Here is a 26,808-nt window from a genome sequence, read left to right on the forward strand (position 1 = left end):
TTAATAAGTTATTGGTAATTAAAGAATATTTACAAATAATCGAGAGTGTTTCTTTGCGGCGACTGATTCTGCCTGACTTTCTAAGGTCAACACTATTTTGATCACAAGAGGCAAGTGATTAGTCCTGCTTTTTTGTTGAATTAGAATCGTACTTATCTACGAATCAAGCGGCGTTTTTAAGCCTTCAACCTTAATCACGCATACTAAAAATTAACACAGCAGCCAATGCCAAGAATGCGGTCATCATAAGAAATACATCATTGTAGGCCATAATTGCCGCGTCACGTTGCATGGTTCCTAGCAAACTCGCTTGGGCTTGATGCATCGCCGTTGCAGTGTCACTTCCTGATTGAATAAAGAACGCCTGTTGTTCCTTCAGTATTTGCCACCCCAATTGGTTTACTGAAGGCAATGACTCTTTAATATGACCAAGGTGTTCACGCGTTTTGTTGTCCAACAGAGTAGCGATAATCGCGATACTGAAAGCCCCGCCTAAGTTACGCATAACGTTAGTTAGCGTAGAGGCGTCCGGTGTATCCATTTTATTGATGTTCTTCATTGCCACTAAAGAAAGTGGAACCATGATGAACGGGCTACCAATCGCACGCAGCACCATTGATAAAATCAACTGTTGGCCCCCAAAGTCTATGGTCATGTGGGTATTTACGTAACAACTGAAACCAAACATAGCGAAGCCAAAGGTCACTAAGTATTTCGGCTTAATGACTTGAGTCAGCTTAGGCACGACTGGAAATACGAATAGTTGAGGGAAGCCCATCCACATGAGCACTTCACCGATTTCCATCGCGTTGTATTGCTGAATCTGAGTGAGGTACAGTGGCAATACGTAGATAGAGCCAAGTAATGCCATACCCAAGATCAGATACGCCAAACAAGACATCGCAAACTGACCATCACGCAGGAGCCTTAAGTTAACCAATGGCTTTTTGTGTTGAAGCTCGTTTATCACGAAGTAAACCAAACTCACGACAGAAATAATGCTCAACGTAATGATAAAACTTGAGCTGAACCACTCTTCACGGTTGCCTTCTTCGAGTACTACTTCCAAACAGCCAAGCCCCAATGCCATGGTAGCGATGCCAAACCAATCGGCTTTTTTCAGCGTGCCGAGGTCGAGTTTCTCATCATCCAAGCCATATCGGATCATGGTGATTAATAGCAGAGCCGGTGGGATGTTGATGTAGAAAATGTAGTGCCACGAGAAGTTCTCGGTTAACCAGCCACCAAACGTGGGGCCGATAGATGGAGCAAATGTTGCAGTAACACCAAACAAAGCCATGCCGACAGCACGCTTGTTGATAGGCAGCAGTTGAATAACGAGTGAGAAGGCGAGTGGTATCAAAGCACCACCACTAAAACCTTGCATCGCACGGAATACGATCATCGAGGTCATGTTCCAAGAGAGTGAACACAGTAACGACGATACGGTGAAGATCGCTGTAGTCCATGTTAAATAGCGACGTTTACCTAATGCTTTAGAAAGCCAACCACTGAGTGGAATCGCGATCATTTCAGCAACCAGATAAGAGGTCGAGATCCATGAACTTTCATCCAAGGTAGCAGATAGGGCACCTTGAATGTCTTTAAGAGACGAGTTGGTGATCTGGATATCCAAGATCGCCATAAACGCACCAATCAAACCACCGAATAGGGCGATCCAATGGCGAGTTGTTACCTCATTATCGTCATTCGTTGAGGTGATAACGCCAGTTTTGCTCATGGTCTAGCCTCGTTTATCAATGGTCGCAACCACAGACAAACCAGGAAGCAGACGACCTTGTAGCTCTTTCTGGTCTGGAATTGTAATTTTCACAGGTACACGTTGCACGATCTTGGTGAAGTTACCCGTTGCGTTTTCTGGTGGAAGTAGTGCGAACTTCGCGCCGGTTGCAGGTGAGAAGCTGTCGACAACGCCTTCAAGTGGTTGCCCAGGGAAAGCATCCAATTCAACTTTAACTGTTTGGCCTTCGTGAATACCACTTAGTTGCGTCTCTTTGAAGTTCGCCTCTATCCACACTTGATTGTTTGGCACTAAACTCATGAGCGGTGCACCAGCTTGAATCAATAAGCCTTCACGTACGCTTCGCTTACCAATTACGCCATCTGTTGGTGCATAAACTTTGGTGTATTGAAGGTTTAGCTGTGCCTGCTCTTGTTGTGCTTGAGCTTCAGTGACCGATGCTTTTGCTTGTTCTATTTCGCTAGCAATAACCGTTAATTGGTCGTGACTTGCAATCAGGTTCGCTTTTGCTTCTTCTAAGTCAGCAAGGGTTACTTTTTGTTGAGCGACCATGCTATCGACTTCATCTTGCGAAGCATAATTACGTTTTAACAGACTACGAGAGCGCTGCACTTGTTGAATTGCACGTTCGTACTCTGCTTTGGCTGAGTCCACACCACTTTCTGCTTGGCTAATTTTGCTACGTTGTAACGTATTTTGGGCGATGAGATTCTTTACATCAGACTGGACAACGGATAGGTGAGCGTTAGCCTGTGCAAGCGCAGCTTGGTAGTCACGATCATCGATTTGAACCAATAGATCGCCTTCCTTAACTGATTGGTTGTCCGTTACATAGGACTTAACGATATAGCCAGATACCTTAGGGCTGATATTGGTAATGTCGCCCTGTAGGTAGGCATTATCGGTCGACTCAAAGTACTGACCGTAACCGTACCAATATCCAGCACCAGCTAAACCCAATGACAGCATGATCGCAGTGGCAATAAGCGGGGCTTTTTTACGTTTTTTTGTGCTTACTGGTTGCGAAGCTGTGTTGTTCTCTGCCATTGCTCTTTTCTCTTTTTGTTTTTATTTGGATGTAACGAATTGTAAATGAATCTGATTGATTGATAAGATAGGAATAAAGGGAAACACTGTTGCAAAAATATTACTAATTGTAGTTTTGGGAGGTCTTATGGACTTAAATGCTGTGACTGTTTTCACACAAGTTGTTGATTGTGGGAGTTTTACGCACGCTGCTGAAGTGTTGAATATGACTAAATCAACAGTGAGTCGAAAATTAGCGGAGCTAGAACAGCATTTAGGTGTGAGACTGATCACTCGTTCGACTCGCAGCTTGATGCTCACGCCTGAAGGAGAGCGTTTTTATCAGTCGAGCCTTCAAATGCAAGAGATCATGAATCAAGCAGAGTTAGAAGTTTCTGCAAACCAAGACCTGATTCGCGGTCCATTGAATGTAGTACTACCAGTAGAGTTGGGTCATCAAGTACTTGCTAAGTACATCCATAGTTTTCTGCTTGAATACCCGAATGTGACGATGAACTTGGAGCTAACCAACCGTGAGGTTGACATTATCGGCGAAGGAATCGATCTGTACGCACAAATTGGTGAGCTAGTCGATTCAAGCCTAGTGTCACGATATCTAACAACCTCTAAACGTGTGCTAGTGGCGAGTCCTAAATATCTAGAACAAGTTGGTCCGATAAACACGCCAAAGGATCTGAAGATCCCATTTCGCATGATAGAGGTGGTAAACAAAGCCGCGCGCTTACCTAAGTGGGAATTGCAACTAGGTGATGGGGAGTCTGAATTGGTTCAGCTACCAAGCCAACTTCGGGTTAATACGATTACCGCTTGTTTAACGGCTTGTGTCGATGGCTTAGGGCTGGCAGTGTTACCTGAGTTCATCTGTCGTGAGCATTTCAAGACTGGTCGACTGGTGAATCTGCTGCCGAAATACAACATCCCTCAAGTCTCGGTAAGCTTGGTGTATGCCGACAGACAATTAATGCCGAAACGCAAGAAGGTATTTATTGATTATCTACTCACAGCGTTTCAAAGTTAGGAGCTCAAGTAGCTTTGCTAGCTTAATCCTGAGTGCTATCACGGAAAGCTCAAACGCTAAGCTTTCCGCTACCAGCCAATGGGTCAAATTAATCACATTCAGTTAAGTTCGGTTTTCCACTTTATGACTTCTCCATTGCTTAACATCGCTTTGATAGAAGCCGCAGCCACATCGATGCCACCTTTATCAAACGCTTGGTCAGAGAAGTTAGCGATGATCGTACTGCCATCACTGAACGTGGTTTGTTGGACGGCACCGTGGGTATCTAACCATGCAAAATCAATCAACGTTTTATTCCACAACTGTTCATGTATCGGCTCAAACCCATCTTGATAGTGTTTTAACGCTATGAGCCTCGTGCTTGTGCTTTTGAGAGCTTCGTCTCTGGTTAAGTGCACCATCGCGGGCGTGTTATATAGCATGGCTGTTAAGTCACGGTTGGTTTTCACATCGGTAAACTTGAGACTGTCTGAGTGCCAATGGTGCATATTAATCACTTCATCATGAAATACAGCTTGGTAAAGCGGAACACGATATTGAGGCGAAAATAGTAGCGACTTGTACGGTTCTTTAACCTTTGCTGGTTTGAAGAAAAAGTCGGGTTTATGACCAGGATACCAACGACCTAGAAAGTAGGGGGACTGGCGGTCTTGTTTCATCTCTTTATCTGTCCACCCAAACCCAATCGTTTCCAAGCCGTGCGCAAACGCAATGCCTTTGGTGGTTAAGCTGTTGCCGTCTTCGGAACCCAATATCAGTGACGGTTGCTCACTTAGCCAATGCATTCGGTTGTTGAAATCGGAAAGCATCTGCAATTCACTTGTATTGTCACTGTAGTCTTCACTTGCCATTGCGGTCGCATCGACATCTAAAAATAAACTATTAAAGTGACCAAAGTTTATGATGTCTTTAGCGCGCTGTTTAACGTAGTCCAAATGGCAATTGGGATTCAAGTAGAAGCCTTTACCACGAAATCCTTTTTTCAAAGCCCCATTAGCTTGTTCAATTGCGCATGTGTTTCGTATTGGATCTGGTAGCTGAGCGGTCAACCAGCTGTCATTTAACTCTATCGGTATTGCAGTGTTATAGGAGTCGTAAGTCCCAACCAAGTAACCAGTTTGCTTTGCTAGCTCGACCGCGTTTGGCTGATAAAAGGCAGGCATCCAGTTGTCAAAGCCCAACCAAAGCTTGTTCAATCCGGCGTTAATAAGATTATCGATCATGCCGGATGATAAAGCTTGTCCCCAAGCGTCTGGTGAGTTTAAAAATGGAGATGCATGTTCAGACAACCATTTTTTTCTACTTTGCGCTGCGACGTATTGTGCCTCAATCGTGTTATCAGTCAGTGTAGGGGATGTTACGGGGTATAAGCTTTTTAGTGACTGGCTAATCGAATCTAACAGTAACTGTTTGTGGTATTGGCTCAACCAGTCCTTACCCCTAGACAAAGGTGATAGCCCACGCTTAGCTTCATCGGATATCTTGAGCTTAGAGCGTTCAAAGTACCATTCTTTTAGTCCCCACCAGTCTTTCACATCTTGAATACTTAAAGGATCTTTACCAAACAGGTAGACATGACTTGCACCAATCAGCTTGCTGATATCTGGATTACGTCTTTGTTTTGTCCCCAATGATTCTGACAAGCCATTGGCAATGCGCCAGTCGCGGTACTGCTTGGCACCGTCGAGCATTGAATCGCCGAGCGTTATGCGGACAGCAAAAGGTTGTGATTGATTTAGCACTGTGAATTGATGCGATGCACTCATATCAATAAGGGACTTACTTTTAGAGATCGATTCAGACGTTACATCATTAAAAAACAGTTGGTTATTGGTTGGGTTGATCAACTGGTAGCTGATGAATTGATCGCTTTGCTGTGTAGTCCAAAACGGCATCTTTAAGTCTTGAGTGGTGTTGCTTCCGGAGTGGTTATTGGCGAGATAGTTGGTCCATAGTTTATGGTCGGTAGGTACGCGCATACCTTCATTAAAGGGCAGCAGCAGTGTTTGTGTTTCTTTTTCCGCAAGGTCAAACCAAGCCAGTTCGATTGGTTGGTTGCGCTTTACTTTTATATCGGAAGGTAGGGTGAATCGCAGGTCTAGCTCACCTTGGTTTAACTCCGCTTTTACCGCGATTCGGCTTGGCATTAACGTCCAAGAGGCGTTGGTTGAATCCCGGGTTATTTTGGCTATCGTTTGAGGGATACCGTCAACGGTTAGCGCGTCACTGTTGACGCTCAGGCCATTCCAATCAATCGTGAGTGTCGAGGGGTTTATTAGAACAGTGTTTTTGGTGATATCGCCAGTCTGGTTTTTAAGTGTAAATTCACTCGCTTGTGTTTTTGTTGAAAAAGTACAAGCGGTGAATAGGGCTAGCATGGCACAAGATGAAGCATTTAATTTATGGTGGATATTCAGCATGTTTAGATTCCGTGGTAGTAGTTACGGCTATTACATCTAAGATGCGTTAGTGTTTTGTCACCTATATGTCTCTATTTCTGCCTCGTAGAACCATCAAAGCGAGCCATCAAAATTATCAGCCTAGATATCCCAAAATGCTTACTAGAAAGGTACAGCGACACGTTGAACGTATTGGACCTCAATCGCACCTTGGTACTCGAACATTTCCACTGATGCGCTTAGGTGTTTGGCCTTTTTTCCCGCTGGACTTTGTGCAGGGACGGCAACTTGCATTGCCCTGAAAGGCACTTTGAAACCTAACATGTTGTAGTTTTCATCAAACCATTGCCAACTTACGTGGGTGCTAGGGCAGTTATCAATAACCTTTGGTGGCGTGACCACAACATGTGCGTTCTCAAGTTTACTTTCAAGTGTTAACCAGCGCTTGCTGTCATCAAAAGCAACAACAATGGAGTAGTTGTTTGTCCCAACGGTTAATTGATAAACACCAGACTCTGGCTTAATGAACATCTCATTAGTCTCGATTTCTTGGTAGTCGACTCCCGAGTTGAACTGACCTTCAATCATCGTAAGGCCATCTGGAGCGATGAGTGTGACTGACTGTGCCTGTTCATCTAGATCAATGCTGCGTGGTTCGGCTGAGATTTTAATCTGATAGCCTTGTGATGAAAGACCGTAGCGTTTGATAAAACTCACTTGGATATTGTGGGCTGTTACATCACTTTGCTTGAGTATTCTTCCACATTGAGTTCTAGTGAGTATTTCTTGTTTTACGGGCAACCAAAACTGACTATCAAGAGTTTCTTGATTGAGCGCGATCTGAAGCTCTTGCCATGCAAGCTGCGGTTGCTCATCAAGTAACGATTGATAGGAGCGCTGTAAAGGTGTCTCTGCAAACCAAGTCGCATGACTCGCAAACGGTAACGCACACAGCAAAGCAGTTAACGATGTTACTTTCATTTTGAATCCCCAACTAAACGATAACCAACACCGCGGTGAGTTTCTAAGTGGAGTGTCGGCAGTTTCTGACGCAAACGGAGTATGTGATTGTCCACGGTTCGGGTGCTTGGAAAGGCTTGATAGCCCCAAATTTTGTTGAGCAGTTCGTCTCGATGAAATACTCGACCTTGGTTTTGGATAAACAGAACCAGTAGTTGAAACTCCTTCGGTTTCAAAGCGATTGGGCTTTCTTCCAAATATGCAATTCTTTCTGATAGATTGATCTGTATGTTGGCGTAATTTAGATGACTTACACCCAGTGGACGCAATTGAGTGATGACCCGCGCCAGCAACTCTTCATTTGAAAATGGCTTAGTCACATAATCTTTGGCGCCCGCCATTAAGCCTTCTACGCGCTGTTGAACTTCCACTTTCGCGGTTAATACAATCACGGGTAGCGCTTTAAGGAGCAACCAGTTTGGAAGGTGTTGTAAGCTGTCACCGTCTTCTAGTTGTCTATCGAGTACGACAAGATCGGCGCGTAACCACAGTTTATTGGCGTTACTTGAATCTTGCGCCCAAAGACATTGATAACCGTTAGACTCAAAGAAACTGACAAGGCCTTGCCCAATTAGCGGGTCATCTTCAATCAGTAGTAGGGTATTCATAAGCTATTTCCAAAATACATCTGGTTGGATTACGAAGAATAATGAGGCGTCCATTTGCCTGTCTCATTAAATGTTCCACAATGGTGAGGCCAATACCCATGTTATCGTGTTTGTGGGCATCATTTGGTGTCATTCGCGACAACGTCCGTTCTATTAATGAAGGGAAATATCCTTGATCTTGGACTTCAATTCTTAGCTTATTTTTAAGAGTGACGGTAACTGTTACTTCGCCTTTACCGTGTTGCTTGGCGTTCTTGATTAAGTTATCCAAGCAGATGGTCAGCCAGTAATAGGGTAGGTTGAGTTCTATTTCACTGGAATCACATTGATAAGCAATGTTGTGCTTTTCGCATACATGATCGAGCCACTCTTCTAGAGATGCGTTTTGCTTTAATAGAGGTTCAGTATTTTCTGTGCTCAGGTAAACCTTACTGTTTTCAGTAAGTTGAGATAGCCTCTGATAGTCAGAGATTAAACGCCAAACTACATCTTGAGTGGCATCAGGGAGCTCGTCATAACGATTTCTGAACATTTCAACGGTTAAACCAAGGCTGGTAATTGGCGTGCGAAGTTCATGAGTTAGAAGCTGCAACACAAACTGTCTCTCTTTACGCTGTTTTGTTCTTAGAAATAGCGATCTTGCTAGTAGTGAAAATAGAACAATCAGTAAAGAGAAGATCATCACTTTCATGAAAAGAGTGTCGTTGTTCGTTTCACTCATGCAGAGATTACTGTATCGAAACGAACATCTTTCTCCAGATAAGGTCATGCCTTGTTGCTTCGCAATTGGCTCCCAAACATCCTGCGAGACCACTTTCCAACCTTGCTCACCACTTAACCAAAGTACATCACCTTGTTGCCAGGCTCGGTAACCATCAAGCAGCGCTTCTCTTCCTTCTGCTGTTAAGGGCTGTAGTTTGGTGTACAGCGGGTGCAGTGGGTTGGTAATCGTTAAAAACGAGTAAATCTGTTCGCTTGTCTCTGGGTAATGCGCCACATAACGGTCCGCGAAACTTCCACCAGCAGGGTGTTGTTTAGAATGAGCGGCAAACCAGATTGAATCTAAGGTTTGTTGCTGACACAAAGCAAGCTCAAACTCGATGGCATCGTTTAACGCTGAATTAGAAGGTTCAAGCGCGTGGCATGTTTGCTGTATCACGGCTAACGACGCAATATCTTGCCAACTGAATTTATTGAAATTTGGGTAACGGCTACGGTCTTTAAGAAGAGCCTTCGGGTAATGGGACAACTCTTGTTGAGAAACAAAGATCGGGGATGCTTGCCAGCTCGATTGATAGAGTGTTTGCCATTTGTCTTGCAAGCTCTGTGCATTGGCTAACGTAGGGAGCCAAAACAAAAAACAAAGGGCTAAGGTGAACCTGCGCATCCAGTTATTCTCGTTAAAAGTCATTCGCGGGAGTCTAGAGAGTTTTGCTCGAGATTTGTAACCTCAATGTCAACAAGTGTCCCCACTTTATCAAATTGTGACCTAGAGTCGCGAAACGCGTATTGCGTTTTAATTGACGGTTTCTTTAACTATAAACTCAAAAGTGCAATAAGAATCAATTATTTGGTTTTTATTAGATAATTGTGTACTTACTGTTACCTTTAAAACGATGGGGCTGAATATACTGGATTCAAACCAATAAGAGGAACCATCATGAAAACAATTATTAAACCAGTATTGGCAATCAGCTTCGTAGCATCAGGAACAGCTCACGCTTTTGAACTAACGAGTAACGATATTCAAGAAGGCCACCCAATGGCGAAGACTTTTGAATATTCTAGTTGGGGCTGTGATGGCGACAATTTGTCTCCTCAATTAATGTGGAAAGATGTGCCAGAGGGGACTAAAAGTTTCGCTATTACTGCTTATGACCCAGATGCACCAACCGAAAGTGGTTTCTGGCATTGGGTCGTATTCGATATTCCGACAACGGTTAATGAACTGCCTCGCGATGTGGATATTGCAAAGCTAGGTGGTAAGGAAGGTCGCATCGATTACGGAACCGTTGGCTTTGGTGGCGCTTGCCCTCCAGAGAAAGACGGCATGCATCGTTATCAATTCACTGTTTGGGCGTTACCAACGGATAAGCTAAACCTTGATGAGAACACACCGTCAGCTGTCGTGGGCTTTACACTGAAAAGCATGGCGTTTGACAAAGCAAGATTGACGGCAACCTACACACGCTAATTTGCTGCGAGAAACGTAAATACGAATAAATGGGGGATGAGATGAATCATCAGTATCAAGTGACAGTTTTTCGAGCTGAGCAGTTACAAAAACTGCGTAATGTGAGGATTCTATGCCCCAGTATTTTTCAAATCATCACAGGTAGTAAGCGTTTATTTTGGAAAGTCTCGGCAGCAGAGCTTACTCATTCTGAGTTGTTGCTGTGTGAAGCTTCGGTATCACTGCGTTTTGAGAATATGCCACAGAAAGGGCGTTTCCTGTCTCGTGTTTTCAGCTTTCATTTTCAACCTAATAAGGCAATGCTGGAGGTGAGTGAAAAGAACTCGAAAACATCCGACTTTCCTAGTGTTGCAGTAGATCGTAACTTGCAAGACTCTTTGAATGCACTGTTCACGTTTGACCGTCAAAGCATGAGTGAAACAACACAGCAATTTTGGTTGCAAGGTTTGTATCAACAACTAGCAGAGAAAGGTGTCTTACATCGGTTGTTTACAAGTTCTAACGTTTCTTTCAGCCAAAAGCTCAGTCACTACTTTTCACATTCTCCAGACGAGAAGCACCCTTTAGAAGATGTTGCAGAGCGCTTCGCAATGAGTCGTGCGACGTTAATCCGTAAGCTCAAGTTGGAAGGCATGCAGTATCGTGAAGTGTTAGCAGAAGTGCGTTTGAGCCACCGCTTTAAGGGTAAATTTAGTCTGTCACCAAGCGAATACATCAAGACAGTCGCCTCAAGGGTATAGAAAAGGAAATACCATCCTATTGATGTTACACGTAAGCTTAGGTTATTGAATCATTTCTTTTTTGCGGCTCTAATAGGTTGCACATCAAGTGATTGAAATAGCGCAGAACGCTCAATACCACAGAAGGTAGCCCATGATTGAACTGAATCTAAATAACCTCACCAGTGACTTTCCATTACTAAATAAGCTTATGGCGCTCGAAGAGGTGGTTTGGTTTAACCCAAATGTCACAACACTAGAGCAGGGCTTACCTTATGTCGGCTTGGATGAGAAAGACATTCATGATGCGAGTCTACGTTTACAACGATTCGCCCCTTATCTAGCAATAGCATTTCCTGAAACTCAATTATCTAATGGCATCATTGAGTCTGAACTGGTTGATATTCCAACGATGAAAACCGCATTGGAGGTGCATTATCAATTGCCGATAAAAGGGCGATTGATGATGAAGAAAGACAGTCACTTGCCTATCTCTGGATCTATCAAAGCCCGTGGCGGTATCTATGAGGTACTGACTCACGCCGAGAAACTTGCGTTTGAAGCTGGGGTGCTGAGTGAAAGCGATGATTACAGCAAACTGTTAGAGCCTGAATTTCGAGACTTCTTTAAACAATACAGCATTGCGGTAGGCTCAACAGGCAACCTAGGCATGTCGATCGGTATTATGAGCGCGAAACTGGGCTTTACAGTATCGGTTCATATGTCTGCTGATGCTAGAGAGTGGAAGAAGAACAAACTGCGCGAACATGACGTAAATGTGGTTGAGTATGAGCAAGATTATGGCGTAGCGGTCGAACAAGGACGGAAAGAGGCAGAGCAAGACCCAAGTTGTTTCTTCATTGATGATGAAAACTCGAAAACACTATTCCTTGGTTATTCCGTCGCTGGAGAAAGGCTGAAACAGCAATTTGAGCAGCAACAGATTGTCGTGGATAAAGCGCACCCGCTGTTTGTCTACTTACCGTGTGGCGTAGGCGGTGGCCCTGGTGGTGTAGCGTTTGGTCTGAAGATGGCATTTGGCGACCATGTTCACTGTATTTTTGCAGAGCCAACCCATTCACCTTGTATGTTATTAGGCGTTCACACTGGGTTACATGACGAGATTGCCGTACAAGATCTTGGTATTGATAACCTTACTGCCGCTGATGGGTTAGCCGTAGGCCGCCCTTCAGGCTTTGTTGGCAGAGCGATGGAGCGTTTGTTAGATGGTTACTATACATTAACGGATGATCGCATGTATCAGCTGTTAGGTGAGTTGAATCTTACAGAAGGTATCAAACTAGAACCCTCTGCTTTAGCTGGCATGCCGGGCGCGTTCCGTGTCGAACACGATAGTGAGTATCTGACGAGATTAGGTATCGACGATGCGACACTAGGCAACAGCACACACCTTGTTTGGGCAACGGGTGGAGGCATGGTACCTGAAGAAGAAATGGCAGCATACCTTGCTAAGTCATCAGTTTAGTTGCGCAGATCGTTGAGTAAAAAACTTACTCTGATGCTTGCCAAGTCGTGCTCTAGAGTTGCCGATTATTCAAATAATACAGTAGATTAAATAGAATTTACAAAATGGCTTGTCGTTAGCCAATAATATTGATACGTTTTAATAATGAATTTTATTTCCGCTTCAACTTCAGTTTTCTTCTGGTGGTGCTCTATCTAGAGCAGCACGGAATACTCACATTCTTACGCTGCTGGAAGGTAGCTAAGAGTGTCATCAAGATTGTCCTCTCTTTATATCTCCAGTAGCCTTTTTAACTTGGAGATACACAATGAAAACAAATCAAAGCAATAATAAGTCAGAAATTATTCTTACCGGCGACCGCGCGACAGGTCCTTTGCATTTAGGGCATTACGTAGGCTCTTTAAAACAACGTGTGTCTTTACAACATGTTCATGACCAAACAATATTGGTTGCCGACATGCAGGGCTTGACTGATAACGCGAATAATCCCGCAAAGGTATCTTCAAATATTCTCAATGTCATTGCCGATTATTTGGCTGTGGGCATTGATCCAACTAAAACGACAATTTGTCTTCAATCTCAGCTTCCGGCATTGGCTGAACTGACCATGTTTTACAGTAACCTTGTATCTATCGCACGTTTAGAGCGTAATCCTACGGTCAAAAGTGAAATTCAAAACAAAGCGTTTGGTCGTTCTATTCCTGCAGGCTTTCTCACTTATCCCATATCCCAGGCTGCTGATATTACGGCGTTCAATGCGACGTTAGTCCCGGTTGGCGATGATCAACTGCCAATGCTAGAGCAAACAAACGAGATTGTTCGAAAGCTAAACTCACTCGCAGGTAAATCAATTTTGAACGAATGTAAGCCGCTTCTGAGTAACGCATCACGCCTTCCAAGTACGGATGGGCAAAACAAGATGTCTAAGTCGATGGGTAACGCGATTAACCTAGGTGCGACTGAGAAAGAGATTCGAACGGCGGTGAAGTCCATGTATACCGATCCAAACCATTTAAAAGTTGAAGATCCGGGCCAAGTGGAAGGGAATATCGTGTTTACGTATCTCGATGCGTTCCATAGTGACACACAGTATGTCAGTGAGTTAAAGGATCATTACCGCAGAGGCGGGTTAGGGGACGGACAAACTAAGAAGGTATTGGAGGAGTGCTTGCAGGAGACGTTAAGGCCGATAAGGGCACGTAGAGCTGAGTTATTAAATGACAAACCACAGCTCATTGATATTTTACGCAAAGGTACGCAAGTCTCGAGAGAGAAAACAGAAGCCGTTTTAATCGATGTGAAGGGCGTGTTTGGCTTGAATATATTCTAAATGACAGGGTGCTTTCTGGCAAAACCCTACATTTAAAGCTTGAATTATCAATAATTTAAATGTGGGTTGTATGTAAATAAAGTCAACTAAATTGAATGGGGTTAACAACTAATTCATAAATTGTTTTTGTTATGGTACTTGTCACTCTGAGCTGTTCTTTATTTGAATACAACTGAGAGTGGATAAGGCCTTATCTTCACATGAGCGAATTAAATGAAAATCAATCTGTTACTCCCAATTTTACTTCTACTGTCCGGTGGTTCGGAAGTGGTCAGCGATGAATATGCAACCTACAAACTAGCTCAACAAGATCGCTTGTTTGATAGAGGTTAGTTGCCAGATATCGTGCCTAGTTCAGCAACACAGATTGAAGTAAATAACGATTTAGACACCAATACTTCGGAGGGAGTTTTCGTTTAGATGAGCCTCAACTAACCGAGTTCATCGCCAAACTGACACCAACATCGTCCAAGGGTGAATTTCACTTTACCAGCGGTGACAGCACTTGGGTGTTTAATATAGGGTACGATAACATAATCACTTACACACTCAATAAATTCAAAGGCTAAGCCCCAACCTCAACTATCATATTCATCGCGAACACACTCTCATTATTATTTTAATTGGCCCCTTATGAATGGGAGCGTTGAATTTTGTGATGGTGAGTTGGCGTTGCTATTTTAAAAACGATATCGAACCCTAATCTGGTAACGATTTGAAGCGTCAAATTTGAGGGAATTATCAAAATTTGATGTCCCTTCAAATTTTAGGTGTATTTACTGAGGCTTTTCTAAGTGTATGAAACTATAGGTTTTTTGACTCCGCATCTCACTTTTCATTTCGTGAAAGGTTATCTTTTGAATCAACATCACATATAAAACCAGACGCACTTAATCATGCGTTTTATCTATCGTTAAGATGCAGACTCATCCAGAGGGTGAATCTATAAAAACAAAATTATAAAGGTGATGTATGCGTGGTACACATTTATTAATGCTATTCCCGATAGCGTTTACTTCTCAAGCTGCCAATGTCGTGAATTATTCCGATGTCGATCTATCAACCATTCTAAATCAAAAAAATCAGGGCTTTAGTATGGCAAATCAACCACTTGCTTACCAAGAATCAAGTCGAGTTGAGACCGGAACAACGACACTCCTTCGTAAACAACAACTTCACTATGGCGTTCCAGTTTACGGGCATTCAGTCGTTGTTGATCTATCCCAACGTGGTATCGCTCAAGGCGTTGATGGAGAGGTGTTAACGGGTATTGAAGCTGATATTGGTTCTACTTTGCCAATGATCAACGCGCAGCAAGCGATTGATATAGCCAAGTCTCAGCATAAAGGCATTGCAGCGATGACAGTGCGTAACCCTAATGCTGATCTTTTCATTTGGCTTGATGACCAACAACAGGCTCGCCTGATCTATAAGGTTGATTTCCTGCAAACCAAAGGTATGGCACCTTCACGCCCAATTACGCTCGTTGATGCAAAATCTGGTGAAATAATTGATCAGTGGGAAGGGATTGCTTTCATTGAAGCGGAAGGCCCTGGTGGTAACCAAAAAAGTGGTCGCTACTACTTTGGCCCAAATACCCAGTATGGTGGATTCCAAGTTAACTCATATTGCCAGATGGACAGCCAAAACGTTGTCACCATGAATATGAATAATCGCCAAGATTACGGTCAGGTTCACCAGTTTGCCTGTAATGGTAACTACGGTAGAAACGTCAATGACTATCGCGCGATTAACGGCGCATATGCACCAATGAACGATGCGCATTACTTTGGCCAACGTGTATTCGACATGTACAAAGAGTGGTTGAACACTCGTCCTATCCAGCAAAAGCTAACGATGCGTGTACACTACGGGTCGAATTATGGAAACGCGTTCTGGGATGGCCAACAAATGACGTTTGGTGACGGTAACCAGTCTATGTACCCGTTGGCTACGTGGGATGTGATTGCGCATGAAGTAAGCCATGGCTTTACTGAACAAAATTCAAACCTTGAGTACCGTGGTCAGTCAGGGGGTATGAATGAGTCATTCTCGGATGTGGCAGCGGCGGCTTTAAGTGAATATGTTCATGGCAGTTTTAACTGGAAGATGGGTGAGCACGTTATGAAGTATAGTCCTGCGATGCGCTACTTCATTCAACCTAGCGAAGATGGTATGTCTATCGACCATGTTAACCAGTACTACAATGGCATTGATGTCCACCACAGCTCGGGTATTTTTAATAAAGCCTTCTACCACCTAGCAACTAGCAACGGTTGGGACATTAAAAAGGCGTTCATGGCTTACGCAACGGCTAACCAACTTTACTGGTCATCAAGATCGAACTTCCAATCAGGTGCTGAAGGGGTTTGTAAGGCTGCACAACAACTAGGTTATGAATCATCAGCGGTGCGTACTGCATTTAGCCAGGTTGGAATTAGTGTTCAAGATTGTGGTTCCGGTCAGCCGAATCCGAACCCTAATCCGCCAACACCAACACCAACACCGGGCATCACGGCTCTTGAGTTTAATGTGCCTGCACCTGTGTTGAGAAGCGGTAACGATCAGCAGCAATTCGTTCTAAAGAACAGCTCTCAAAGCGATGTTTGGATCCAAACTTACAATGGTTACGGTAACGTTGATTTGTATGTTGCTATTGGTCGCCCTGCATCCTTGAATGATTATGATTGCTCGTCTACCAACTTGGATAACTATGAGTATTGCGGCTTTGGCGGTATACAAGGGGATGATATCTACGTAATGGTATCTGGCGCACAAGGGGCAACGGACGCTTATGTAGCGATAAGCAGTGTATTGGAACTGCCTCAGCCTGAACCACAGCCAGAGCCAGAAGGTTCTTGTGTTGATATTCCTGAATGGAGCTCAAACATTTTCTATCCTGCAGGCGCTACCATTCAGTATTGGGGTAACCGTTTTACGGCCAACGTTGATAACTGGGGATCAGATCCATTCCAGAGTTACTGGCATTGGACATTTGACGGGATGTGTAACTAACTTAACCCGTTAATCCAATAGAAAAGTCGAACAAAGGGAGTGCTAAAAAGTACTCCCTTTATTCGTTAATAATGAGATGTAACGACGTATAAGATGCTTGTGTCACTCTTCTAGGCGCTAGATTATAAATGATAAATATTCAGGACTTTTGTAGAACGGTTTAACTAGGAAGTCGGTTATTCATGGAGAGCTATCATATATGAGAGTAAGTCATCTAGATCACCTTGTATTAACTGTTAAAAATATCGAGATAACTGTAGATTTCTATGAGAGAGTGTTAGGAATGAAACCTATACAGTTTGGAGAGGGACGCTGGGCATTATCGTTTGGCAACCAAAAGATAAATCTCCATCAGCAAGGGAAAGAGTTCGAGCCTAAGGCTAAACATGTTCAAGCCGGGAGCTCGGACTTTTGTTTCATTACCAACACGCCCATTGATGAGGTGTCCGGTCATATAACGGGACAAGGTGTGATCATCGAAGAAGGGCCTTTGGAGCGAACGGGTGCGGTGGACAAGATCACCTCAATTTATCTACGAGATCCTGATGGCAGCCTAATTGAAGTATCGAATTATTAGAAGGTCGATGTCGGTGGGTTGTGCTATCCATAAACCAGCTACTCTATTTAAGCTTAAAGTAAGACTCCGTAAAGCCAAGAGCCTCTGAGTAGTATGTAATTATGTACACATCTCGTTACGACAAAACAAGCGTGTAACTGGAACTTCTGGTTTAATTTACTTACAATTGAATGGTGTTTTATTAATCCAGTCTCAATCGTAATGGTCAGAAAATCAATCACAATAACTATTAGCCTGTTGCTTTTATCCGCTTGTGCGACGACCAGTGAAAATCCAACTGACGAAAACACACCAAGTAATGGAAAAGTGCTAGATAGCAGTGTAAAAGAGGCTGCGGTTAATGAGACGGCAAGTGAAGCACTCATTGAGTCTGCCGCAAATAACGTTAACGACAGCTCCGTTATTACTCCAGAATACAGTGATATCAACAGCGATGAAGGTTCGGCTTCTCATGAGCTGAGTGAATTTCCTGAAGTTAATGAAAATACCCAAGAGACAGATAAACAAGCCCCTGAGGAGCATGCTAAGGTTCATAGCGAAAAAGGCTTGGGCAACCATATATTCAATAACGGGCCTACGAAGCAAGTCGTCAAATCATTGGAGGGGGTGACAGATGCTTTGAATGTCATGACTTTCGGAATATTTGCTTCAGGAACGCGACCAGCACAATAGCTAGATGTTAAAAATCGCGACTAAAAAATAGGCGAGCCAATGGGTTCGCCTTTTTTGATCCTGAACTTGGTGACTGGCAGTAAATTCGTCATGATTACGTAACGTTTTGTTTCTGCTCACTAACACAATAAGAGTTGGATTTGAGTAAGGGGTGCGTCAGCGCAGTTCGCTATTTACTTGTTATGGCAGGGAGTCGCCGTATTTAACCTATTGCTCTTGTGATATGCTCCAAGGGTTTGAATACTCTCCCAAAGTAAGCATTGAAATCTAATCTTACAAAGACAATGTCTTATATTCACTCGTGAGCATAGTAATATGCCGTTGTGACACAGTCAGTTAGGTTAAATAAATAAGAGTCTAGGGAAGAGATATGAAAAACAAAAGTGTGTTTTTAAGCGTCGCCATGGTTATGTTATCGGCACAGACGAGTGCGTCTGATACTAGCCATGAGGCGGTTTCAGACAGCGTTATCGCCGAACAAAGGGCACAACTGTCCGAAAATACACAAGGCAAAGGTTTTGGTCCACAGGCACCACGTGATCTAGCTTCATACGAAGGGACTAACGAGCGTCTCTTCTCTGATGCGCCAGATTCTTCCGCGATGAACTTATGTAATATTCACTTTCATAAAAATGCAGAGCACAAAGGCGGCGAGTTTACCCAGTATGCAGGTAATGGTGACGGCAAAGGTTTCCAAAGTGGATTCAAATACACGGGTAAGCTAAGTGAGGCTGAGCTGAAGCCATTCGGTCAGGATATATGCCCGAGCGACCATGGTTCACTTCATTCTGGTGATACTATCGAGGTGCATTATGTTTACTCAACCGCACAAGTGGGGCCTGGGGAAACATTGGGGGCGTGTTTCAATGATGCGATTACCAACCCTCAGTTGCGTGTAGAAACCCAAGTTTACGTCTTAGTGAACGACGACAACGCTCTCGATTTTGAAGAGCTAGCTAAACACTCTAAAGTGAACGGTTTGCACCAAGCGACCAACATTCCACAAAATACTGGCTCTGCGATTCAATATGCAGGCTCTACTACCGGACCTGGCTACAATGAGCAAGGCTCACCATTCCAAGTAACATGGAGCGTGAGACCACAAGTGGCGAAAGTGAACATCGCAACAGTTGGTAGCTGGTGTGAGGGTAACGATTTTAATGAAGACCACGCACACGGTGTGAGAAACTTAGTTGTAAACCCTAAGTTGCTGTCACCAATCGCCAACTAGTTCAGTTTTTTCAACTGAAGCTTAAATATTAAGAGCGAGCCATACGGTTCGCTTTTTTAGTAATAAGGGCTTTTGAGTGTTGTTCATTCGCGAGCCACTGTCATTAGGTGAATATTCTAAGCCAGTAATAAAGGCAAATTTAAACGCCTTGGTAACGTTAGTAAAGAATCGATGAATAGTTCCTTTACTTCCTTTAAGTTCGCATATTACGTTCAGAAAATATCATGTTGATCTTTGAATAAGGACAAGTCAATGTCGTTTGAGGGTGCGGTTACATTCTTTATTGCCATGTTTATATTTGGCATTACTCCGGGGCCAGGTGTATTTGCGATTTTGGCTCGTGGTATGGTTGATGGATGGCGAAAGTGCATTTCTCTTTCTCTAGGCATGATATGCAGTGATCTTATTTATTTAGCGCTTGCTTGTTTTGGCTTAGCAACCATTGCGGAGAATTGGTCATTTGCTTTCGAGATCATTCGTTATGTCGGTGCTGCCTACCTTATTTACCTCGGATACAAGATGTTTAAGGCATTACCTGAAGTACAAGATTCAGCAGAACACGCGGCCAAAAAAAGTCAGAAATCAGAACTTGCGAGCTTTGCGCAAGGTTTTCTGATCTCGGCGTCAAACCCTAAAGTGATTCTGTTTTATATTTCCTTCTTACCCACGTTTGTTGATCTGACAGTTTTACGCTTACAAGATATTGTCTTAGTTTCTGTATTAGCCTCTATTGCACTAATGGCTGGCTTAATGCTAATTGCAATGGGAGCAGGGCGTATGGTGATTTTGCTGAAAACCCCGCGCGCGCAGAAACGCTTAAATCAAAGCGCTGGTGGAATAATGATTGCTGCAGGCTCATATCTGGCGATTAATCGATAACAATGACTTGTTAAGCTCGATTATTTAAAAAAGGCGAACCAATTTGGTTCGCCTTTTCGTTAGCTATATGTAGATTCTATTTGGTCGTTCATGCTTTAGCTCAAATAATTGAATTAAAGTTGAACCGTATATAGCCTCATTTGATCTGAAAGTATTATTGATAGAAAGCTTATTTATCCCTTATGTGACAACGCTTGCAACTAGTTCTGGGTTTATAAAGTGAGCCCTTTCAAGCTATTTGTGGCGAAATGGATAGAGTTTTAAGTGTGTTACTCAGGGTGTATAGTTAATGATAAATCATTAAGTTATCTAATAGTTGAGTTGTCGAATCTTTAAGTTGTCTCTGATGTGGGTGTTATGAAGAAAAACGGCTTTACGTTAATTGAACTAATCGTTGTGATCGTGATAATCGGCATTATTGCTGTAGCGGCAGCGCCGAGGTTTCTTAATATCCAAGAATCAGCGAGAGAAGCGATGCTTGAAGGTGTTGCGGGTGCAATGGAAGGGGTTATTACACAAGTAACGTCTAAAGCTATTATCGCTGGACTTAACCCAGATGCATCAAATCCAGGTGATCAGAGCAACTATGTGATCGATTTTGGTATCGGTAGTGTTGAAGTTGACTGGGGAACACTTTGCCCAGAGAGCCGAGGGGAGTCGGGCGACAAATTAACTATGATCGATTTTATGATCTTGTCTAATGATGGCAGTATAATTTCTGACTTTGGCAATAGACACACTGTCGTCGGATATAACCAACCTTTTAGTGACGATGATTTAAATAAGAACCATATAACTGATGACGCGTTACCGTCAGAGTGTTATGTACTTTATGACTCTTTCGGACGCTCTAATGCCAGTCAATGTCCGACGGAAGGGTGTGTATGTACTGTTCGTGTTGTGAACGATGAGTGTTAAACATATGAATTCATAGCATTTAGAGGCGGAATAAAAAAGCGCGTTATTACCATTTGGAAGTAACGCGCTTTTTGTATCAGTTTATTGGTTTATCTTAATTTGTCGGTACCGCATCTGCTGGTGGTAAGTCACGTTTCTTAATCACGTATCGTAAGCGAAGTAGCATCAGAGCTGCTGAAACACTCAAGCCCGTTAGAATGCCAATCCAAAAGCCTTCTTCGCCCATTGCTGGAACTACGTAGTCGGTTAAGCCCAACATCATGCCCATAGGTAGCGCTAAGCCCCAGTATGAAGCGATGGCTAAGATCATTGGGATCTTAGTATCTTTATAGCCACGTAGAGCACCATTTGCTGAGGTTTGCAGAGCGTCACTGAATTGGTACATAGCGGTAAAGGTTAGCAATACCGCTGCCGTTGCGCTGATTACTGGGTCTGTCGTGTATAGCCTAATGATTAATTCCGGGAACAGTAGGAACATCGCTACCGAAAGCAACGAGATCAATGCTGCCACCAAAATACCGACTTTACTGCGCTCAATCGCACCAAGTTCGTCTTTTTCACCCAAAGCGTGACCAACACGAATCGTAATGCCAAACGAGATACTCATTGGGATCACGTAAGTCAGGCTCGATATATTGAGAGCGATTTGAGCTGCTGCCACGTTCTCTGCACCAATACGGCCAATCAGTAATGCGATAACCGCAAAGATACTGCCACACACAGCGATGTTCATGCCGATTGGTAAACCAAGCTTTAGAAGGTGAAGCATCTCTTTCGCTTTTGGCTTCGCATCGGCAAAGCTGATAATGGTTTTGTAGTGGTGATGACATTTAATGTAGGAATACAGCATGCCCGACATAAGCCAATAAACTAAGCTCGTCGCCCAGCCACAGCCCACAGCACCCATTTCAGGGAAACCAAACTTACCGTAGATAAGCACGTAGTTGACTGGAATATTAATCAGCAAACCAACTACCGAAATGATCATTGGTACTTTGGTGTTGTTCATACCTTCACAGAAGCTGTTCAAAGTGTAGAACAGGGCAATACCCGGCACACCAAAGGCTAGGGCAAACGCGTAGTCACTGCCGATTGGGACGATCTCAGTGGCAACCCCAATCCATTCTAAGATCGGTTTAGCACTCACCAAATAAGCGATGAGCAGCACACTCGCTATTAATGCAAGCCAAACCATCTGGAAGAACTCTACAGAGATACTATGGAAGTCACGTGCGCCGCGGTGGTAAGCAACTACTGGCGTTAACGCCATAATCACACCACGTAGCAGCAGTAACACAGGAATCCAAAGGCTAGTGCCAAGAGCAATAGCGGCAAGATCGGCAGGGCTGACTTGGCCAGCCATTGTTGTATCGACAAATCCCATCGCCTGGGTAGCTATTTGAGTCAAAATGATTGGAATCGAAAGATGCATAAGCGCACCCGACTCGCGAGTAATAGGACGAAGTTTCGTTAGCATGGAAGTTCAAAACACCAATATAAATGCACCAGTGATGGCAGGATGGCCTGTGTGCATTTTAGGATGTGCCCCGTTTGAGCGGCGACAATGTAAACACCTTACTGTATAGAGTCAAGCATTGGATTCATAGAGTGTCACTTGCTCAAACGTATGTGGTGGCTCTAATGCTTAAAACCGAGCTCCAAGGTTGATAAATGCATGATTTATCGGGGATGATGCTAGGGATATAAATTTATTATTTTCCACATCAATCACTAAGTAGTAGGTATAAGTGATTGTTATGAAGAGACAAAGGCTAGTACAATTGATGGAATAAAAAACTAGATAGAAAAGCTGTGTCGCTAAGTGTAAAGCTATTTATCTGGCAGGTGTTATGCAAATACAGGGGTGCAAATGGAAATTACAGTTAAGAAAATCTCTAAAAGGTCTCTTTTCAAAATGCTCTTTATCGGCTTTAGTCTGAGCTTCTTTGTTTTCTTCTTAATATGTGGCGTCGCATCCATCTTTGGTGCGGAAACGGTAAAGTGGGAACAGACACCAGTCACAGGGCTGTCTGGTCTGTTACTAGCTTTGGCAATGTGGCCGATGTTTAGTTTGTTTCTAACGTTGTTTATGTGGTGTTTTGCAGCGTTCGGTTTGTGGATTTTCTCACTAGTTAAACCACTTAAGTTGGTCTTCAAAGAGACTACTATCTCCAACTAACCACCGTTAATAAACGGTTTAGAGTGGTTCGCAACGAGTGGTAAATATAGTTGTTTCTTTAAAATGCCAAAATAACTAAAGTAGCTAGTTGCCTATAGCAATGACTGAAGGTTATCTGCCCCTATCTCCGCTCTCGTTTTAATTTTTATGTGAATCATTTAATTGTTACGCTCGCATCCGTATGAATGATTAGGTTAACCTTTATGAAATTAAGACTGCTGAGTTTAGTGTTCGCGGTCGCCCTAAGTGGTTGTTCTTTGCTTGTGACTGAAAGCTACTTTGGTGAAAGTTGGACCGGGCATCATATAAATAATCTCGAAGAGCAGTGGGAGGAGCCCCTCCAAATGAAGTCTAAAGGTGATGGTGTGATTGAGGCGGAATATAGAATTTTTAACGACAGTTGCACGTATACCTTTATCACGGATGATCAAGGTGTAATTGAATCCTATAAACGTTTTTAGGAACATGTAAACCAATAGGGTAAACACCCATAAACACTATGGCGCCAATATCAACTTGGCGCTATCTATCTTGTCCATACCAACACGTCTTAGTTTCAGACTTAGCGCCATATAAGCAATCTTACTGCCACAAAGCCAGCAGAAACACAAATAGCCCAATCACAAGCGTTACTTTTAGAAATAAGCCAAGAGGGCTCCCACCTTTTGGCGCTTTATTGCAACATCCCATAATTGTTTCCTCATTCTTCATTGGATTTATTCACCTTAAACCTTTCCCTTACGGTAAGGTCAATGTGTTTTTTATGAGATTTCAGAACACAAAAGGCGAACCATTTGGTTCGCCTTTTGTTATGTTTTGCTGCTTAGCGCCGCTACGAATTAGTCTTCGTAGTTATCGATGCTTGGGCAAGAACAGATAAGGTTACGGTCACCGTATACGTTGTCTACGCGGTTAACCGTTGGCCAGTACTTCGAGTACTTCGTTGCTTTCGATGGGAAACAACCAAGCTCGCGAGAGTAAGGGCGATCCCATTCTGTGCCAGCTAAATCAACTTGTGTGTGCGGTGCGTTCACTAGAGGGTTGTTGTCTAGTGGCCATTCACCCGCTTTCACTGCTGCCATTTCATGACGGATTGCGATCATCGCTTCACAGAAACGGTCTAGCTCTTCTAAATCTTCTGATTCAGTTGGCTCAACCATTAGCGTACCAGCTACTGGGAAAGACATAGTTGGTGCGTGGAAACCGAAGTCCATTAAACGCTTAGCAATATCTTCTTCGCTGATGCCTGTTTCTTCTTTTAGTGGACGAATATCGATAATACATTCGTGCGCTACGCGGCCGTTAGTACCACGGTAAAGAACAGGGTAGTGAGGAAGTAGTTTTTCCATCACGTAGTTCGCGTTCAGAATCGCAACTTTAGTCGCGTCTGTTAGGCCAGGTTCGCCCATCATTGCAATATAAGCCCAAGAGATAGGTAGGATTGAAGCACTACCCAAATCTGCTGCTGATACCGCGTAGTCAGAACCTTGTACACCATTTTCGATGTGACCTGGTAGGAAAGGTGCTAGGTGCGATTTAACACCGATTGGACCCATACCCGGACCGCCACCACCGTGTGGGATACAGAATGTTTTGTGTAAGTTCAAGTGAGATACGTCTGAACCGATGAAGCCAGGTGAAGTTAGACCTACCTGAGCGTTCATGTTCGCGCCGTCTAGGTAAACCTGACCGCCCGCTGCGTGTACTTGTTCACACACTTCTTTCACTTGTTCTTCGTATACGCCGTGCGTAGAAGGGTAAGTGATCATGATGCTTGATAGGTTGTCTTTATGCTTCTCGATTTTCGCTGCTAGGTCTGTCATGTCGATGTTGCCATCTTCATCACACTTAACAACCACTACCTTCATTGAAACCATTGATGCTGTTGCAGGGTTAGTACCGTGCGCAGAGCTTGGAATCAAACAAACGTTACGGTGAGCTTCACCGCGGCTTGCGTGGTAACGTTGAATCGCGATTAGACCTGCGTATTCGCCAGATGCACCAGAGTTAGGCTGTAGTGAGAAATCGTCGTAACCGGTGATTTCGCATAGCTTCTCTTTAAGATCTTTCGCTAGTGCTGTGTAACCAGCCGCTTGCTCTAGAGGTGCGAATGGGTGAATAGAACCAAACTCAGGCCATGTTACTGGGATCATCTCAGCAGCAGCGTTCAGCTTCATCGTACAGCTGCCCAGTGGGATCATACCGTGCGTTAGTGAGAAGTCTTTATTCTCCAGCTGTTTTAGGTAACGCATCATTTGCGTTTCGCTGTGGTGCGTGTTGAATACTGGGTGAGTTAGGAACTGAGATTCACGACGGCAGTTTTCTGGAATTGCTGCAAACTCGTTTGATGCAATGTCAGAAGAAAGTGCTTGAACGTCTTCTTTCACGTCGAAGATAGCGAATAGGGCATTCACATCGTCTACTGTGGTTGTTTCGTCTAAGCTGATACCAATCTTACCTGGAAGTAGCCGTAAGTTAATGTCTGCTGCTTGCGCTTTTGCGTACAGTGCATCTGTCTTCTCTTCTGAGTTTATAGTGATGGTATCGAAGAAGCTGTTATTCGTTAGCTCGTAACCTGCTTTAGTCAAGCCGGCTGCTAGGATAGCTGTCATGTGGTGTGTACGACGAGCAATAGTACGTAGGCCTTCTGCACCGTGGTAAACCGCATAGAAAGACGCCATGTTTGCTAGAAGTGCTTGAGCTGTACAGATGTTCGATGTCGCTTTCTCGCGACGGATGTGTTGCTCACGAGTTTGCATCGCCATACGTAGCGCTTGGTTACCGTGCGTATCGATCGAAACACCGATTACACGACCTGGCATTGTACGCTTATGCTTTTCACGAGTACCCATGAATGCAGCGTGTGGACCACCGTAGCCCATAGGAACACCGAAACGTTGTGCTGAACCGATAACTACGTCTGCGCCCATTTCGCCGGCAGGCTTTAGTAAAGCAGAAGCAAGTAGGTCAGTAGCAACTGTAACTAGTGTTTTGTTAGCTTGAGCTTTCGCAATAATGTCTGTTAGATCACGTACTTCACCTGTTGTACCTGGGTATTGAACTAGTGCACCAAATACGTCTTGCTCTGGAAGTGTTTCAAGAGCGCCAACCATTACTTCAAAACCGATGTACTCAGCACGAGTTTTAACAACTTCTAGTGTTTGAGGGTGAACATCGTCAGCAACGAAGAATACTTTGCTCTTGCTTTTACCAGCACGCTTACAAAGTGTCATCGCTTCGCCAGCCGCTGTCGCTTCATCAAGAAGAGACGCGTTCGCGATTTCCATACCTGTAAGGTCCATGACCATTTGTTGGTAATTAAGCAGAGACTCAAGGCGACCTTGAGAAATCTCTGGTTGGTATGGTGTGTACGCTGTGTACCAGCCTGGGTTCTCTAAAACGTTACGTAGAATAACGTTTGGAGTGAATGTGTTGTAGTAGCCTTGGCCAATGAAAGTACGTTTCACTTGGTTTAGGTTAGCGATCTCTTTAAGAGAGGTCAGCATGTCCATTTCGCTCAGTGGCGCAGCAAGTGTCATTGGTTTTTCAAGACGGATTTGTGCAGGAACCGTTTCGTCGATCAGTGCGTCTAGGCTAGTCGCGTTGATCGTTTCAAGCATTTTTTGCTGGTCTGCTTTATTTGGGCCGTTATGACGAGCAACAAACTCGTTTTGTGTACCCAAGTCTTTCAGTAATTGGCTTTGAAGTAATTCAGTCATGATATCGTTCTACTTTCTCTCTGGAGCCGTGAGCT

21 protein-coding genes and 1 pseudogene are annotated in these 26,808 nt (G+C 43.7%); 14 read left to right on the forward strand and 8 right to left on the reverse strand.

The window, feature by feature from the left end:
* Nucleotides 1-190: 190 nt before the first annotated feature.
* Together A3712_RS01205 and A3712_RS01210 are read right to left on the reverse strand one after the other, a co-directional pair.
* On the reverse strand, nt 191-1,741 hold the full coding sequence (locus A3712_RS01205) for a DHA2 family efflux MFS transporter permease subunit (RefSeq protein WP_063521929.1): 1,551 nt from the start codon (nt 1,739-1,741) through the stop codon (nt 191-193).
* Between the two features lie 3 nt (nt 1,742-1,744).
* Entirely contained in the window at nt 1,745-2,809 is a 1,065-nt protein-coding gene (locus A3712_RS01210) for an HlyD family secretion protein (protein ID WP_063521930.1), read from the reverse strand.
* A gap of 127 nt (nt 2,810-2,936) precedes the next feature.
* Between A3712_RS01210 and A3712_RS01215 the strand changes: the two genes are divergently transcribed.
* Nucleotides 2,937-3,827 carry a LysR family transcriptional regulator gene (locus A3712_RS01215; RefSeq protein ID WP_063521931.1) on the forward strand — a complete coding sequence of 297 codons (891 nt, stop codon included), beginning with the start codon at nt 2,937-2,939 and terminating at the stop codon, nt 3,825-3,827.
* A gap of 98 nt (nt 3,828-3,925) precedes the next feature.
* Here A3712_RS01215 and A3712_RS01220 read toward each other — a convergent pair whose 3' ends face one another.
* From A3712_RS01220 to A3712_RS01235, 4 genes are all read right to left on the reverse strand, one after another.
* A complete protein-coding gene (locus A3712_RS01220) occupies nt 3,926-6,247 on the reverse strand; it encodes a glycoside hydrolase (protein ID WP_063521932.1) in 2,322 nt (773 codons plus the stop codon).
* Between the two features lie 141 nt (nt 6,248-6,388).
* Nucleotides 6,389-7,207, reverse strand: a complete 819-nt coding sequence (locus A3712_RS01225) for a DUF2861 family protein (protein ID WP_063521933.1) — start codon at nt 7,205-7,207, stop codon at nt 6,389-6,391.
* Nucleotides 7,204-7,854 carry a response regulator transcription factor gene (locus tag A3712_RS01230; protein ID WP_063521934.1) on the reverse strand — a complete coding sequence of 217 codons (651 nt, stop codon included), beginning with the start codon at nt 7,852-7,854 and terminating at the stop codon, nt 7,204-7,206. The genes A3712_RS01225 and A3712_RS01230 overlap by 4 nt, the downstream gene beginning before the upstream one ends.
* Nucleotides 7,832-9,241, reverse strand: coding sequence for an ATP-binding protein (locus A3712_RS01235; protein WP_063521935.1), 1,410 nt, complete (start codon nt 9,239-9,241; stop codon nt 7,832-7,834). The genes A3712_RS01230 and A3712_RS01235 overlap by 23 nt, the downstream gene beginning before the upstream one ends.
* 273 nt (nt 9,242-9,514) lie before the next feature.
* Between A3712_RS01235 and A3712_RS01240 the strand changes: the two genes are divergently transcribed.
* The 11 genes and pseudogenes from A3712_RS01240 to A3712_RS01290 all read left to right on the forward strand — a co-directional run bounded on the left by A3712_RS01240 (nt 9,515) and on the right by A3712_RS01290 (nt 20,875).
* Complete coding sequence (locus tag A3712_RS01240) at nt 9,515-10,048, forward strand: YbhB/YbcL family Raf kinase inhibitor-like protein (protein WP_063521936.1); 534 nt, start codon at nt 9,515-9,517, stop codon at nt 10,046-10,048.
* A gap of 41 nt (nt 10,049-10,089) precedes the next feature.
* Nucleotides 10,090-10,788, forward strand: coding sequence for a hypothetical protein (locus tag A3712_RS01245; RefSeq protein WP_063521937.1), 699 nt, complete (start codon nt 10,090-10,092; stop codon nt 10,786-10,788).
* A 133-nt stretch (nt 10,789-10,921) separates the two neighbouring features.
* Nucleotides 10,922-12,253 (forward strand): D-serine ammonia-lyase, encoded by a 1,332-nt coding sequence (locus A3712_RS01250; protein ID WP_063521938.1) that lies wholly within the window; start codon nt 10,922-10,924, stop codon nt 12,251-12,253.
* Nucleotides 12,254-12,560: 307 nt separating this feature from the next.
* On the forward strand, nt 12,561-13,583 hold the full coding sequence (trpS, locus tag A3712_RS01255) for a tryptophan--tRNA ligase (RefSeq protein ID WP_063521939.1): 1,023 nt from the start codon (nt 12,561-12,563) through the stop codon (nt 13,581-13,583).
* Nucleotides 13,584-13,796: 213 nt separating this feature from the next.
* Nucleotides 13,797-14,152, forward strand: a pseudogene (locus A3712_RS01260) (hypothetical protein).
* Nucleotides 14,153-14,555: 403 nt separating this feature from the next.
* Complete coding sequence (locus A3712_RS01265) at nt 14,556-16,598, forward strand: M4 family metallopeptidase (RefSeq protein ID WP_063521940.1); 2,043 nt, start codon at nt 14,556-14,558, stop codon at nt 16,596-16,598.
* Nucleotides 16,599-16,797: 199 nt separating this feature from the next.
* Nucleotides 16,798-17,175, forward strand: coding sequence for a VOC family protein (locus A3712_RS01270; protein WP_063521941.1), 378 nt, complete (start codon nt 16,798-16,800; stop codon nt 17,173-17,175).
* Between the two features lie 201 nt (nt 17,176-17,376).
* Nucleotides 17,377-17,847 carry a hypothetical protein gene (locus A3712_RS01275; RefSeq protein ID WP_063521942.1) on the forward strand — a complete coding sequence of 157 codons (471 nt, stop codon included), beginning with the start codon at nt 17,377-17,379 and terminating at the stop codon, nt 17,845-17,847.
* A gap of 370 nt (nt 17,848-18,217) precedes the next feature.
* On the forward strand, nt 18,218-19,078 hold the full coding sequence (locus A3712_RS01280; protein WP_063521943.1) for a delta-class carbonic anhydrase: 861 nt from the start codon (nt 18,218-18,220) through the stop codon (nt 19,076-19,078).
* Between the two features lie 252 nt (nt 19,079-19,330).
* On the forward strand, nt 19,331-19,957 hold the full coding sequence (locus tag A3712_RS01285; RefSeq protein WP_063521944.1) for a LysE family translocator: 627 nt from the start codon (nt 19,331-19,333) through the stop codon (nt 19,955-19,957).
* Nucleotides 19,958-20,338: 381 nt separating this feature from the next.
* Nucleotides 20,339-20,875 carry a hypothetical protein gene (locus tag A3712_RS01290; RefSeq protein ID WP_063522101.1) on the forward strand — a complete coding sequence of 179 codons (537 nt, stop codon included), beginning with the start codon at nt 20,339-20,341 and terminating at the stop codon, nt 20,873-20,875.
* Between the two features lie 94 nt (nt 20,876-20,969).
* Here A3712_RS01290 and A3712_RS01295 read toward each other — a convergent pair whose 3' ends face one another.
* A complete protein-coding gene (locus tag A3712_RS01295) occupies nt 20,970-22,352 on the reverse strand; it encodes an MATE family efflux transporter (protein WP_063521945.1) in 1,383 nt (460 codons plus the stop codon).
* 387 nt (nt 22,353-22,739) lie between these two features.
* Here A3712_RS01295 and A3712_RS01300 point away from each other — a divergent pair, with 387 nt between their 5' ends.
* The gene (locus tag A3712_RS01300) at nt 22,740-23,054 is read left to right on the forward strand and encodes a hypothetical protein (protein ID WP_390903411.1); all 315 of its coding nucleotides are present in this window, start codon (nt 22,740-22,742) and stop codon (nt 23,052-23,054) included.
* Nucleotides 23,055-23,257: 203 nt separating this feature from the next.
* Nucleotides 23,258-23,515 carry a hypothetical protein gene (locus A3712_RS01305; protein WP_063521946.1) on the forward strand — a complete coding sequence of 86 codons (258 nt, stop codon included), beginning with the start codon at nt 23,258-23,260 and terminating at the stop codon, nt 23,513-23,515.
* A gap of 378 nt (nt 23,516-23,893) precedes the next feature.
* Here the strand turns inward: A3712_RS01305 and gcvP are convergent, their stop codons facing one another.
* Nucleotides 23,894-26,773, reverse strand: a complete 2,880-nt coding sequence (gcvP, locus tag A3712_RS01310; protein WP_063521947.1) for an aminomethyl-transferring glycine dehydrogenase — start codon at nt 26,771-26,773, stop codon at nt 23,894-23,896.
* Nucleotides 26,774-26,808 lie beyond the last annotated feature (35 nt).

Origin of the sequence: Vibrio sp. HI00D65 (assembly GCF_001635455.1) — a bacterium.
In the GTDB taxonomy this organism is placed as follows: domain Bacteria; phylum Pseudomonadota; class Gammaproteobacteria; order Enterobacterales; family Vibrionaceae; genus Vibrio.